The 13,436-nt window shown below is 64.9% G+C and carries 9 protein-coding genes; 3 read left to right on the top strand and 6 right to left on the bottom strand.

From position 1 onward, the window contains the following. Positions 1 to 337 precede the first annotated feature (337 nt). Positions 338 to 1,735, bottom strand: coding sequence for a methyl-accepting chemotaxis protein (locus BM009_RS09870; protein WP_093295886.1), 1,398 nt, complete (start codon positions 1,733 to 1,735; stop codon positions 338 to 340). Positions 1,736 to 2,032: 297 nt separating this feature from the next. On the opposite strand from BM009_RS09870, the gene BM009_RS09865 reads away from it, so the two are divergent. Next, entirely contained in the window at positions 2,033 to 3,676 is a 1,644-nt protein-coding gene (locus BM009_RS09865; protein ID WP_093295737.1) for an FAD/NAD(P)-binding protein, read from the top strand. Next, positions 3,673 to 4,203 (top strand): DUF1543 domain-containing protein, encoded by a 531-nt coding sequence (locus BM009_RS09860; RefSeq protein WP_254772222.1) that lies wholly within the window; start codon positions 3,673 to 3,675, stop codon positions 4,201 to 4,203. The genes BM009_RS09865 and BM009_RS09860 overlap by 4 nt, the downstream gene beginning before the upstream one ends. On the opposite strand, the gene BM009_RS09855 is transcribed toward BM009_RS09860, so the two are convergent. The 3 genes from BM009_RS09855 to BM009_RS09845 form a co-directional block, all read right to left on the bottom strand. After that, complete coding sequence (locus tag BM009_RS09855) at positions 4,196 to 4,564, bottom strand: M14 family metallopeptidase (RefSeq protein ID WP_217644192.1); 369 nt, start codon at positions 4,562 to 4,564, stop codon at positions 4,196 to 4,198. The genes BM009_RS09860 and BM009_RS09855 overlap by 8 nt on opposite strands. 52 nt (positions 4,565 to 4,616) lie before the next feature. Then, positions 4,617 to 5,216 (bottom strand): glutathione S-transferase, encoded by a 600-nt coding sequence (locus BM009_RS09850; RefSeq protein ID WP_302847361.1) that lies wholly within the window; start codon positions 5,214 to 5,216, stop codon positions 4,617 to 4,619. A 274-nt stretch (positions 5,217 to 5,490) separates the two neighbouring features. Continuing rightward, positions 5,491 to 7,845, bottom strand: a complete 2,355-nt coding sequence (locus BM009_RS09845) for a glycoside hydrolase family 31 protein (protein ID WP_093295884.1) — start codon at positions 7,843 to 7,845, stop codon at positions 5,491 to 5,493. Positions 7,846 to 8,152: 307 nt separating this feature from the next. Between BM009_RS09845 and BM009_RS09840 the strand changes: the two genes are divergently transcribed. Beyond that, positions 8,153 to 10,957 carry a TonB-dependent receptor gene (locus BM009_RS09840; RefSeq protein WP_093295732.1) on the top strand — a complete coding sequence of 935 codons (2,805 nt, stop codon included), beginning with the start codon at positions 8,153 to 8,155 and terminating at the stop codon, positions 10,955 to 10,957. A gap of 156 nt (positions 10,958 to 11,113) precedes the next feature. Here the strand turns inward: BM009_RS09840 and BM009_RS09835 are convergent, their stop codons facing one another. Beyond that, the gene (locus BM009_RS09835; RefSeq protein WP_093295730.1) at positions 11,114 to 12,829 is read right to left on the bottom strand and encodes a cation:proton antiporter domain-containing protein; all 1,716 of its coding nucleotides are present in this window, start codon (positions 12,827 to 12,829) and stop codon (positions 11,114 to 11,116) included. 48 nt (positions 12,830 to 12,877) lie between these two features. Beyond that, complete coding sequence (locus tag BM009_RS22585) at positions 12,878 to 13,030, bottom strand: hypothetical protein (protein ID WP_175487968.1); 153 nt, start codon at positions 13,028 to 13,030, stop codon at positions 12,878 to 12,880. Between the last annotated feature and the right edge of the window lie 406 nt (positions 13,031 to 13,436).

Raw genomic sequence — 13,436 nt, 5'->3', positions numbered from 1 at the left:
TGGCTACTTGGTGCCCTCAGGTCCTGCCCCCGCAACCAACCACAAATGCCGCTAGCCCAATGGGTTAGCGGCTTTTGGCGTTTCTGGCGTCGAGCACATTCCGACTTTCCGAAATCGGAATCTCGCATTCCCACGCGAAGAAGGCTGCCTGGCGGGACTTGGCGACCAACTCGGGCGGGGCTTGCACGAGCAGATTTCCATCTTCGCGAGGTACTCGCGGATGCGTCGGCATTGTACCGGGCTTCATCTATGGCGCCACATAGGCGGGCAGCATCAACCCGGCATCATGGCCAGCGCGACGTCGAAACATTCCGCGGTATCGTTACTGCAATGAAGATCAATCCTGATTTTCATAGGCCAGTTGCAAGACACCCCAGTGTTTACCTCCGACCCAAATCGAAGCGATAACCTGCTTCAACAGGATCACGCCGCCCTTCGTGACCGGTCGACGATACGCCTTGAGACAAAAAGGCGCTTCGGTGCGAACTTGGACGCGCGTTTCGGGGTAGGTATAGATCAGCCCGGCGCGCGAATATTCCTGGTTCCACGTCGGATCGGATGGCCGCTGCGGCAGCGACCGTTCCGGCATCGCAACGGCGCCAAAGCAATTTCGGTCCGTGAAGCTCATCCCGAAGAAGCCTGGCAACTGTCGTGCACGTTCCTGATGGGGCCTTGCCAGCCGTGTCAGAAGCGCCTGCGCGGGGTGCGTGAATAGTGGCGGGTTGCTGCCTGGAACGGGAGCATAGGTATCGCTCAAGGCTGCATCGATCGCGATTTCGCCCGAGGCCACGGCCGCGGACAGTTCCTCACCCACGCAGTGCGCGACCTCCAGGCCGAAGCGGATATAGGGCGAGTCCGGAGTTTCCGTGCCACTCTCCACCAGCATCTGCAGCAAAGAATTGGTGTCGTCGCTAACGCCGGAGACGCGTGTCGCAAGCTGTTGAAGCCCATCGGCATTTTCGAAGGAGGTGCTTGTGAGGGCAACCAGTCCGGCGCGAACGCGATCGACCGCCCTGACCATCGAGTCGACCCGCTCGGTAACGCTCGCGCTGTTGTGCTCAAGCCCCAGCACCAGGGAGCTTAGCTGCTCGACCAGAGCCTCGATCCCTTGCGCGCTGCGGTGTGTGGATTGTGCCTTGGCGACACCTTCGCCGATCCGCTCGAGCATGCCATTGGCCTCAAGCGTCAATTTGGAAATGGAGTGCTCAATGCGCTTGGTGGCGGATGCGGTCTCGCCCGCAAGCTTCTTGACCTCGCTCGCGACAACACCGAAGCCAAGGCCGGCATCCCCTGCGCGAGCTGCCTCGATGGCCGCATTCAACGCAAGCAAATGGGTCTGCTTGGCGATTTCATTGATGCTGGCGCTTATGTAGCTGACTTCGCCCAGGGCTCTATTGAAAGAGCCAAGGCCATCATGAATGTGGCTGACCTGCGCAATCAATTCCACGACATCATCCGTCGCTGCGCCAAGCTGCGCCGTCGAGTTGTTGATCACAAGCTTTGCTGCGGCGGTGCCGTTCCGAGACTCTCGTGCCGCGGTCGAAACATCTTCAACGCCCTCGGAAAGAACGTTTGCGTTCTTTCCTACTTCGTCGATCGTCGCCGCCTGCGCGGTCACACGCTCCGCAAGGATCGCGATATCGGCCTGCAGATCGAGCGTACGGATACCTAGTTCGCCCGACCTTCGCGCGGCTTGCGTTATGGTTGTCTCGATTGCGTCGGGTCGCTCGTTCATGGCGAGCATGAATATGGCAAACCATCTAAAATGCGATTAACTAGATATTGATCTGGAAACGGACAACGCATCGGCGGTGCTCTCGCCGCTACTGGTGCGTAGTCCCTCTGCGGCGCTAGAAAGCCTGAGCGCTGACGGTCACGCCCTCCATTCGGGGCGTTCGAGTCCAGTTCGCTGCAACCGAAAAGCTGCAATGGGGAAGCAGGTCACATCTCCTCGCGGACAAGGCGCCACGCTGGGTGATGCTTCTGTACCAAAGGGCATGGCACGAGAAGCGGCGTCGCGCTTTGTGACGCAATGCACGCTTCCATAGCCTTTGTCGGTGCGGGTCCCACCACGATCTACACGTTGCATGCGCTGCTTGCAGAAATACGCGGGCAAGCGCAGATCACGATTTACGAGGCACAGCCGCGCGCAGGTCTCGGCACGCCCTATCGTCCCGATTGGAACGATCCCGCGATGCTCTCGAACATCGCCAGCGTGGAGATCCCGCCGATCCGCGAGACACTTTGCGCATGGTTCGAACGTCAGCCGCGCTCGACGCTTCTGCGCCTTGGCGTAGATCCTGACGCGATAGACCCCGAGACCTTCTATCCGCGCGTGGCGCTTGGCGCATATTTCCAAGACCAGTTCGACTGGCTGATCGCCAGCGCACGCGGGCGCGGCATGACGGTGGAGGTCATGACCGGCGTCCGTGTCACGGACATGCGCGTGGAGGGCAGGCGGGTCTGCCTCTCGGTGTCGCCGCGCAGCGGCACCGCGTTCGAACGTGTCCATGACGATGTGGTGCTGGCGACCGGACATCAATGGCCCGAGGAGCCGGAGGTCAAACCCGGCTATTTCCTCAGCCCCTGGCCGGCCACCGCGCTGCATCGCATCCCGCCGAGCCCCATCGGTATCCTCGGCAGTTCGCTGACCGCGATCGACGCGGCGGTCACGCTGGCAACCGAGCATGGCGCGTTCGTGGAGGGGGAAGGCGAGGCGCTGCACTACCGGATCGACCCGCAAGCGGCAGACTTCGCGATCACGATGCTGTCCCGCAAGGGCCTGTTGCCCGAGGCGGATTTCTACCACCCGCTTCCATATGCGCCACTCGCCATCTGTACCCCGGAGGCGGTGTCCGCGCTGATCGAGCAAGGTGGCGCGGATTTGCTCGAACGTGCCTTCGCCTTGTTCTGCGACGAACTGGCGGTCGCGGATCCTGCATACGCCGATGCCATCGGTCTCTCTGAGGCGACACCGGAATCCTTCGCCGACCGCTATTTCGCCGATCGAATGGCGGCCGACCCCTTCGACTGGGCTGCAGCGAACCTGGCCCAGGCTCGGGCGGACTTCGGAGATCACCATACGGTGCCGTGGCGCTACGCGATCCTGAGGATGCACGAGGTGCTCGCGCTGATCGCGCCTCATCTCGACGAGGAAGCGCTGGCGCGTTTCAACAGCGTGCTGAAGCCGGTCTTCGTCGACGCCTACGCCACCGTGCCGCATCTCTCGATCGAACGGATGCTGGCACTGCATCGGGCTGGACGGCTCGAGGTGATCGCGCTTGGGCAGGGCAGCAACATCGATACCAAGGCGGAGCGGGGAGCCGTCGTTACCGTGGGTGGCCGACGGCGGCACTTTCCGGTCTTCATCGACGCGACCGGACAGCACCCGCTTGGCGCCGAGGCATTTCCGTTTCCGACGCTGTTGGAACAGGGGGTAGTCCAGGATGCGGCGCAGGCCGACGGGGCGGGCATCAAGGGCATCGTGGTGGACGCGCAGTTCCATCCGGTGAGCGAACACCCCGCGCGGGAACGGCTTTTCTGTCTCAGCATTCCTTTCCTGCTGCAGCGCCACCCGTTCCTCCAGGGCATAGCCAGCTCGCACGAGATGGGCGTGACCGTAGGCACCGAACTGGCCGCGGCGGCGGACGCCGCCTCCCTGGAAGCGGCGGCATGACGGAAGAACTTTCGGGAGGCGCCGCGGTGAAGTTGTTCGCGATCTATATCGGCGGGGAGCATCCGTCGGCGCATATCGAGGTGCATGACGTCCGCTTCATTGTCGCGAAGCGGATCCAGGACACCTATGATCGGTTGCGCGCGGAATGGTGGGGTACGCCCGGCACGCTGCATATCGACTGCTGGGCGGAAATCGATCGGGCGGACGGTCATGCCGTTTCGCTGCGCCAGGCGCCTTCGACCGCGCGCGAAAAGCTGTGGTTCGTCAACCTGGGAGGGTATGACGGGGTCGACTTCGCCGAGCAGCACAAGAACATGTTCGTTGTCGCCGGATCGGCGCGCGACGCGAAATCCCGGGCACTGGCTGCCGTGCAGGGCTGGAAGGATGCACACCGCGACGACCTGTATGATGCGGACGCTGTCTTCGATCTCGAAACCATGCTCGGCGAAAGGCTGTACATCCATCTGACCCCTGGCGGCGACGCGACCGCGCCCCGCTTCACCTGCCGCTACACGCCGCTCAAGTGACGTCCGCTCCCGCTTTCTCATCGACACGGGCGGAGGGGCGGGCGGGGTCCAGGCCGTCGTACCAACGGGCATAGGGCGTATTGCGCACAAGGTGGCGGTTGTAATCCGGCGCTCCGTCCAGCCACCAGGGAGGCCCGCGCTCGCCCAGTTGCCGCTTTACGCGGTCGACGATCGCCCGTGCCTCCGATTCGCTTGCGGCGTCCTGCTTCCGCCGCGCAGTCCCCACCGCGCGCCGTGCCGCCATCAGCGCGCCTACAAGTTCCGTTCGGAGGGCCGGCGGCAGCGCGGGGTTGGCCTTGCGCCAAAGCCGCCCCCGCACGACCAGATAGCGGCCGTCGGGGGTGACCGGGTGCGCTGGCATGTCGGCCTTGTTCCTGCTCGTCATCGCGCGCGGCGTGATGGACGGGGCATGGTCAGCCGGCGACCTTGCGCAGCGACTTCTCGATCTCGCCGCCGCAATAGGCGCCGCCGAAGTCGGAGAGGCTCTTCTGCTTCAGCGCGGCGAGCGGGGGCGTCTCCTGCAGCCGGCGCGCCAGGCCCCAGATTGCCGGCGCCGTCTGCGCGCCAAGCGTGGCGATCTTGGGGAAGTGATCGTCCAGGGTGGACCAGAGGATGGAGGTGACGATGTCCGCGACGCCAGGTTCCGCCGTGCCGAGGAGGAAGCCCGCATCCGCCGTGAGGCCGTGGCGCGCACCCAAGGCCTCGAAGATGCGCATCCACTTTTGCAGCCGCGGCACGAACGCATCCCATTTTTCCTGCGTCCACATTTCGCGTCCGCCGTCGAGCGTCAGTTCGTCAATAACATCGTTCGCATCGTTGGCGACCTTGGCGGTGCGAGCGCGGCCTTCGGGCGCGTCGGGTAGCAGGCCCAGCCGTTCGCCCAGATACACCGCAATCGACGGCATCTGCGAGAGGACGAAGTCACCTTCCCGGTCGATCAGGATCGGCGGCCCCATGAAGCCGATCGGTTGCTCCGCGGGATCCCTCTCCATCAGCGCGGCGATCTCGTCCACGTCATGTTCGGTCCAGCGCGCGCCCGCAAAGGCCAGAATGGCTCGAAGAAACTGGCCCCGGAACGGCACCGGCCAATAGTATAGGTCAAACTCGTGCATCATGGCCTCCGGTGAACGCCTGCCCCGGAAATGATGGGGGATCGAGATCGTTCCTGGGCGTCTGTGCGGACGAGAATGAAATCATCCCGGCGCGTGCGACCAGGATATGGGGCGCTGCGGGAGCGAGGCTGCGCTAGACCGGGCGCGCCTCGCTCACACGGCGAGGTCGCCCTGTCTAGCGGGTGTCAGGCTGGATCACCTGCACCAGCTTCGCTGCATGCTGTCCGGTCGGGAGCGGACCCGATGCGATCAGGCGCTTGGTCGTTTCGTCCCATCGCAGCGTCGCGGAGGTGCCGCCGCCTTGCTGATAGCGATTGGATACGCCGTCATCGTCATACAGGGTGAAGCTGGCGTCGCGCCCCGGATAGACGCGGATGCTTTCCAGCGCCTGCTTGGTCGCCGTGCTCGGGACCTGCACGCCCATCGGCACGATCGAGCCCGCGCGGACGAACAGCGGGATCTTGTCGATCGGCGCGGCGGCCTTCACCGTCTGCCCGCCGGTGTAGCGATGGTTGGTCCAGTAATCATACCAGTCCGCCCCCGCCGGCAGATACACGTCGCGGCTGGTCACGCCCTGTTCGGTGACGGGGGCGACCAGGAAGGCCGGGCCGAACATATATTCGTCGCCGATCGTCGCCACGGCGGTATCGTTGGGGAAGTCCATGAACAGCGCGCGCATGAACGGCGCGCCGGTCTTGTAGGTCTGGAACCCCAGCGAATAGAGATATGGCACCAGCGCGTAGCGCAGCCGCAGGAAGTTGGCGAGCACCGGCTCGGCAGCCGCGCCATATTGCCACAGCGCCGTCCCCGGCCGCTGGCCGTGGATGCGCAGCGTCGGGGTGAAGCTGTTATAGGCGAACCAGCGCGTGAACAGCTCGGGATAATCGGCATAGGACGGCGGCATCGCGGTCGCGCCGGCAGGGTCGAGCAGCGGGGGCCGCTCTGCCTTGGGGCCCGATGGATCCTGCCACCCGCCGGTGTCGCTGCTCCAATAGGCAAGGCCGGTTGCGGTGAAGCCGAGGCCTGCCGGCACCTGTCGACGGAGCGCTTCCCAGGTCGATTGCACGTCCGACGACCAGAACAGCGCGCCGTTGCGCTGGGTACCCAGATAGGCGGCCCGCGAGAGGATCAGGTTGCGCAGGTTCGGCCGGTCGTGTGCCGATCCTTCCGCGACGCCGCTGGTGTGCACCAGCGGGAACAGGTTGTGGTAGCGGTCGCCCGACCCGATCGAGTAGAAATGGCCGTCCGGCACCAGGTCCGGTTCGGTTTCGTCGAGCCAGAACCAGTCGAACCCCTGCGAGGCGATATTGTCGCGGATCTTGCCCCAGAACCAGGCGCGCGCATCGGGATTGGTGGAATCGAGCAGCGCGCCGGCGCGGTCGGCACGGACGGGCAGGCCATCGACCACGCTGCCGTCCTTGTCGTGCAGCAGCCAGCCCTTGGCGGCGAGGAAATCGTAATAGCGCGATTCCCGCTCGAACCGCGGCCACACGCTGATGATCGAACGCATGCCCATGCCGCGCAGCGTGTCGTTCATGCCCTTGGGATCGGGGAAATAGGTGCGGTCGATGTCGAGCTGCCCCATCCGGGTCCAGTAGAACCAGTCGAGCACCATCACGTCGAGCGGCAGGTTGCGCTTGCGATAGCCCTCGGCAATGCCGAGCAGCTCGGCCTGGCTTTCATAGCGGGCCTTGGACTGGATCAGGCCGAACGCGGCCTTGGGGGGCAGGGGGGTGCTGCCGGTCAGCTTGGCATAGCCTGCATAGAGCTGGTCGGTCGTGTCGCCGGTGATGATGAAGAACGACACGCGCTCCCCGACCTTGGATTGCCAGTGCGTGCTGTTGTGGAGCCCGGGCGATACCGTGGTGGCGGAGGCATTGTCCCACACGATGCCATAGCCCTTGTTGGTGACCATGAAGGGCACGCAGACGCTCTCGCCGGCGGGCGCATCATAATTGTGGCGGCAGTCGATCGTGCGGCCCTTCAGGTCCAGCACGCCCTCCTGGTTCTGGCCCAGGCCGTAATAATGTTCGCCCGGCTGCACCGCGAAGCTCGCGCCCACGCGGAAGGTGCGCTCGCCGCTGACCTCGACCGGGGCCATTTCCCATCCGGTCATCTCGGCGATGACATGGCCGTCCCGCCCGCGCACGGTGAGGCCAACATGGGGCAGGGACGGCGCGAAATAGCGCTGCATTTGGGTCGGCGCCTTCGGCCACGGTTCGGCGTTCACGGTGAGGGAGACCGCGGACGAGGTGAAGACGTCCCCGTCAGCGTTGACAACATGGTTCCAGCCGGTCGCATCGGGCTTCGCATTCGGGCCGTCGCCCGGCGGGGCATCTGCAAGCGCGCGGTCCATCGCGATGGTCACCCGAACGATATTGGGCGCATAGGGCTCGATCGACACGCTTGCGCCGTTCCGGTCGAGTGACGCGAGCGGCGCGGCAAGCGCCGGCGCGGCAAGCAGCGCGAGCAGCGAAGCGCCGGCGGCGATGGCGGCGCGCACCGTTCCGCGGGGTTGCAGCACCGTCATCATCATCTCTCTCCCGAGCCTGGCTGGAAATTTGCGCTTATGATGCCTTGGTTTACCTGCGCAAGCTGGATTCACCTGTGCAAACGTTGGCCTTGTTCCGCGCGCGCCGTGCCTCGCCGAGCGCACGGTGTGGAGGCGGCAGATTCCGGGACGCCGGACACATGTCGGACAGCGCGCGCATCACCATCATCGATCAACGTAAAATCACCGATGAAACAAATTTTTATATTTCACAGCTTCGAATCGGGGCCTAAGGGGCGCTTTCAAAGCCTTGCCCGCAGTTGTGCGTGTAGGAGAGGAACAGTTTATGTCAGTTCAGAGTATCAAGCAGGCCGCGCGTACGGGATCGGTTTTTGTCGGGACGTCCATCGCCGCGCTGGCGTGCGGGCTCGCGGCGCCCGCCTATGCGCAGGCAGGCACGGCGTCGCCCGACGCGGCCGTGCAGCAGGCGGGCACGCAGAGCGGCACGACGCAGCCCAGCGGTGATCAGAACAGCGCTGCCGGTGCCGCGCCTGCCGACGGCAGCACGGAAATCGTCGTAACCGGCGTGCGCGCCAGCCTGCAGAGCGCGCAGAACATCAAGCGCAATGCCGATCAGGTCGTCGACTCGATCGTCGCCGAAGACATCGGCAAGCTGCCCGATCGCAACATCGCGGAGGCGCTGCAGCGCATTTCCGGCATTCAGATCCAGCGCAATTACGGCGAGGGCAGTGCGGTCGCGATCCGCGGCCTCACCCAGGTCCGCACCGAACTGAATGGGCGCGACATCTTCACGGCCAGCGGCACGAACAATGCGCTGACCCTGGAGGACGTGCCGTCGGAACTGCTCGCCGGGATCGACGTCTACAAGAACCCCTCGGCCGATCTCATCGAAGATCAGCTCAGCGGCACGATCAACTTCCGCACGCGCAAGCCTTTCGACTTCGACGGCTTCAAGATCTCGGGTTCGGTCTCGAACACGTACAACGACCTCGTCCGCGAGAGCCAGCCATCGGCATCGCTGCTGGTCAGCGACCGCTGGAACACGGGGATCGGTGAAATCGGCGTGCTGGTCAGCGCCTCGTACCAGAAGTCGTCCTTCCGCCAGGACACGATCTCGACCGAGCCGTTCTACACGCTCGACCCGACCAACGCGACCGACGCCGCCACGCTCGCCTCACTCGGCCGCACTGGCAGCGTGACAACGTTGCCACACGGTACCGGAATCGGTGAGGCCTATGGCGATCGCCGCCGCTTCGGGATCGACGCGTCGCTGCAGTGGCGGCCGACCGACACGCTCGAGCTGACCGGCGAGGTGTTCCGCAACGACTACAAGTTCCGGTTCGACGACTATAGCTACTTCGCCTACACCAGCGGTGCATCGATCACGCCGCAGCCGGGTGCCGCCTTCGCCTATGCGCCCAACGGCGATTTCCAGAGCGGCACGTTCGTTGACCTTCCGATCGGGGCGAACACCAGCCTCGGTACGCGCCATTCGGTCACGACCGACTATTCGCTCAATGGCAAGTGGAAGCCGACCGCCAACCTGACGATCACGGCGGATGCGCAATATGTCGATTCGACGACCGACAGCCTCCGGTCGATCATCGGCCTGAACGGCACCGCGACCACGCTTACCCAGGACATTTCGGGCAAGATCCCGGCGTTCCAGATCACGTCCGCAGCCGGGCTGACCAATGTCGGCACGTATAACGGCGCGTTCTACCTGGACAACATGAACAACTCGCATGGCGAGGACAAGACCGGCAGGCTGGACGCCGAGTATCGTTTCGACGGGAGCATCCTGCGCTCGATCAAGGCAGGCTTCCGCTATGCCGACCGCTCCAATCGCTACAGCGACACCGGCTATCGCTATATCGGCCTGTCCACCGTGCCGTCGACGCTGGAGGTGGTCGATTTCAGCGACTTCTTCCGCGGGGACGCCGATCTGTTCGGCAATGCGCTGCTGTTCAACCGCAACACCACGTTGAGCTATGACGCTACCCGCGCCGCGCTCGGCGTCGCCACCGCCGTGCCTTATCTGCCCAGCGGCACCAACACGGAGTCGCAGAAGACCTATACCGGCTATGCGGCGGCGTTCTTCAAGGCCGATCAGCTGGCCGTGCCGATCGACGGCAATATCGGCGTGCGCGTGATCCGCACCAACATCGATGTTTCGGGCTTCTACCAGCAATATGGTCTGGTCACCGCGCCCGACGGAACGCAGAGCACGGTCACCGACCCGACCGTGAGTCCGATCACCAACAGCACCAGCTACACGTCGGTGCTGCCCAGCCTGAACCTGCGCGCCCATCTGAACGACAAGCTGCAGCTGCGCTTCGCCGCGTCGAAGAACATCGCGCGGCCGACGTTCGACCAGCTCAATCCGAGCCTGAACATCACCGAGCCGGGCGCCGCGCAGCTCAACCAGGAGCACGTCACCAGCGGCGGCAATCCCTATCTCAAGCCGATGAAGTCGACCAATTTCGACGTATCGCTCGAATGGTATTTCTCGCGCACGGGATCGCTGACCGCGGCGGGCTTCTACAAGAACATCTCCAACTACATCCAGACCGGTATTTCGACGCGCGACGTCACGTTCGACGACGGCGTGACGGCGCGGTACAGCGTCACCTCCTACAGCAATGCCGCCACTGCCAAGGTCAAGGGCGTGGAAGTCGCGTACCAGCAGTTCTTCGACTTCCTGCCGGGTGCACTGAAGGGCCTGGGGTTCCAGGGCAACTTCACCTATGTGGACTCGCAGGCGCCGAGCCCGGCAACGGCGGGGCCGGTTCGCAACGTCTCGCTGGAGGGGTTGTCCAAGTACAACTACAACCTGGTGGGCCTGTATGAGCATGGCCTGCTCTCGGCACGCGTCGCCTATAACTGGCGGAGCGAGTTCCTGGTGACGACCTCGGGCAACGGCACGGGCAACCTGCCGGTGTTCGAGAAGCCGTTCGGCCAGCTCGACGCCTCCGTCACCGTCAACGTCAACCCGCACTTCGCGTTGACGGCCAACGCGGTGAACCTGCTCAACACGATGACGTCCACCTATTACGGCATCGAGACGCGGCCCCGCGATGCGGTCATCAACGATCGCAAGTTCACCATCGTCGGCCGCATCACCTTCTAACGAGGCCTGATCCGCCGTCTTTCCCGATCGGCCGGAGTCTGCGGACTCCGGCCGATTTTTTTTGGTTGAAGGTGTCGGATGCGGTGACCGAGGTCCGGCGCGCGACACTGCAATCCGACCATCGGCCGCCACGGCTGGCCGAACGCTTTCAGTGATCTAGCGGGCTGCCAGCTTCATCGGCTGCTCGGCGCCGTTTTCCGCCTGTGCCCGGCGATGAACGATCCACGCCCCGACCTTCTCGTCATCGGTGCCGAGCGCCTTCAGGACGAAAGCGGCGGTTTCCAGGCCGTTCGTGTCCGATCCCTCGATCACCGGGGTCAGCCCGGCATTGGCGAAGCCCACGGCGGCGGCCGCGTCACGGACGACGGCCACGCGCAGCAGCTGGGGGAAATATCTCTGGGTGAGCGGCGTCAGGCGGCCGGAGACTTCGAGCGAAGGCTCGGTGAGCACGCTGACGCGGCGACCCTCCAGCGCGGTCGGCTGCCAGATGCGCGGGTCGCTCAGGTCGCCGAATTCCACGCGATAGCCGTCCGCCAGGGCCTCGCGCAGCCGACGCTGGTCGGTCTCCATCGCCACATAGCCGATGTCGAAATGGATCAGTGCGTCGGCCACGGCGCGGCCCACTTCGCCCATGCCGAGGATCATCACGGGGCCGATCAGGGATTGCGGCTGCAGTTCGGGGTCCGCGCGGAGCATCCGCCGCGCTCGCAGCACGCCCGCCAGCCGCCGCCCGGCCCAGGCGACATTGGGCGTGACCGCCAGCGTCAGCGCCACCGCCGCCACGACGATCGAGGATCGCTCCGCGCCCACCGCAGCGCGGACGCCCGGCAGCCCGAGGATCACGAACGCGAACTCCGACCCCTGCGCCAGCAGGAAGCCGAGCTGCAGCGACCCGGGCACCGACCATTTGAAGAGCAGGCTGGCCGTGACGTTGGCGGCGGTCTTGAGCACCAGCAGGGCGAGCGCGACGAGCAGGACGAGATACCAGCTCTCGGTCATCGCCCGCAGGTCGAGCGACAAGCCGACCGATACGAAGAAGAAGCCGAGCAGAAGCCCGCGAAACGGCTTGATCTCCGACTGGATGATCGAGCGATAGGGCGTGTCCGCCAGCATCGTGCCGCCGAGGAACGCGCCGAGCGTCACCGAGAGCCCGATCATGCCCGTCATCCACCCTGCCGCCAGGGCAATGAGCAGCGCCACGCCGGTGAACACCTCCTCGTTGCGGCTGCGCGCGACGAGATCGAGGGCGGGGCGGATCAGATAGCGCGCCACGACCATCGAGAGGGCGAAACTGAGGCTCGCCTTGGCCAATGCCAGCGCGCTCGCCGCAAACGCGCCGCCGCCGCTCTCCAGCGCCGTCGCGACGATCAGGATGAAGATGCCCGCCACGTCCTGGAAGACCAGGATCGCCGTCGCGGTCAGGCCGACGGGGCAATCCTGCTGGTGCCGCTCCGCGATCAGGCCGACGACCACGGCAGTCGACGATAGCGACAGCGCTGCCCCGAGCAGGAACGCGCCGCCCCACCCCAGGCCGGCCAGGTGGCAGGCGAGGGCGAGGATCGCGGTGGCGAGCACCACCTGCGCGGGGCCGAACCCGAAGATGTCCCCCGCCTGCGCCCGCAGCCGCTTGAGCGAGAAATGCAGACCGATGTCGAACAGCAGGAACACCACGCCGAGCTGCGCGAGGACCGACACGGTCTGCATCGACGGCCCCAGCGTGAAGCCGGCCATGCGCAACAGCAGCCCCAGCAGGATATAGCCGACGATCGGGCTGAGGCTGAGCGCGCGCGATCCGATTGCGGCGACCACCCCGAAGCTGAGCAGCAGGATGATCGGCAGGAGCGCGGTGAGAAGGTGCTCGGTCTCGTTCAAGGGGCGGTTTTCCTATGCACGTCGATGCGGCATCCGATGTCGTGCACGTCAGCTGGGCAGATTCAACGCGATCACCATGCCTTCATCGTCTTCGATGATGAAGACTGCAGGGGCGATGGTGCCGGTCGTGTTTGGAAGCGCCTCCATGACCGATCGGGTCTGGTCGTCGGCGACGATGGCGTCAACGGCACCTATACGCATGGATGGTCCCATGGTGGCCCCGCACGCAGGCGCTTCTGCACGCTGGGCCGGATGCCGTTCCTGAACCCTGCGTATGTCGCTGGACCTGACGGCTTCCGCTTTACCGCAGGAGATCTCGCCGGGCACGCCGATTGCCTGGACGGTGCGAGGCGGGTGGAGGAGCGGCGGCGGCAGGGCCAGCGCTCAAACCGGGGCACAGACGGCGATGCGTTGATGGCCGCTGTAACCATGGCGCGCATTGCCGCCGTATCGCATGGGCCGGATAAGCGTGCATGTAGTAGCGTGAGCGCCGGATATGCGACGGGCATGATGCTACGGCGGTAGTCGATCCGGCTGCGCGCGACATGAAGGCGGAAGATCGTTGGTACATGTCCCGGGCTCTCAGGAAGAACGCAGCGGAACGGCC

The organism is Sphingomonas sp. NFR04 (assembly GCF_900114095.1).
GTDB lineage: Bacteria > Pseudomonadota > Alphaproteobacteria > Sphingomonadales > Sphingomonadaceae > Sphingomonas.
Note: the sequence above shows the minus strand (reverse complement) of the source record. Positions and strands in the feature narration are given on the sequence as shown.

Excerpts from the sequence above, each read along its gene's own strand:
- BM009_RS09840 (WP_093295732.1), top strand. The coding sequence starts at position 8,153 with ATGTCAGTTCAGAGTATCAAGCAGGCCGCGCGTACGGGATCGGTTTTT.
- BM009_RS09870 (WP_093295886.1), bottom strand. The coding sequence starts at position 1,735 with ATGAACGAGCGACCCGACGCAATCGAGACAACCATAACGCAAGCCGCG.
- BM009_RS09865 (WP_093295737.1), top strand. The coding sequence starts at position 2,033 with ATGCACGCTTCCATAGCCTTTGTCGGTGCGGGTCCCACCACGATCTAC.
- BM009_RS09860 (WP_254772222.1), top strand. The coding sequence starts at position 3,673 with ATGACGGAAGAACTTTCGGGAGGCGCCGCGGTGAAGTTGTTCGCGATC.
- BM009_RS09845 (WP_093295884.1), bottom strand. The coding sequence starts at position 7,845 with ATGACGGTGCTGCAACCCCGCGGAACGGTGCGCGCCGCCATCGCCGCC.
- BM009_RS22585 (WP_175487968.1), bottom strand. The coding sequence starts at position 13,030 with ATGCGTATAGGTGCCGTTGACGCCATCGTCGCCGACGACCAGACCCGA.
- BM009_RS09855 (WP_217644192.1), bottom strand. The coding sequence starts at position 4,564 with ATGCCAGCGCACCCGGTCACCCCCGACGGCCGCTATCTGGTCGTGCGG.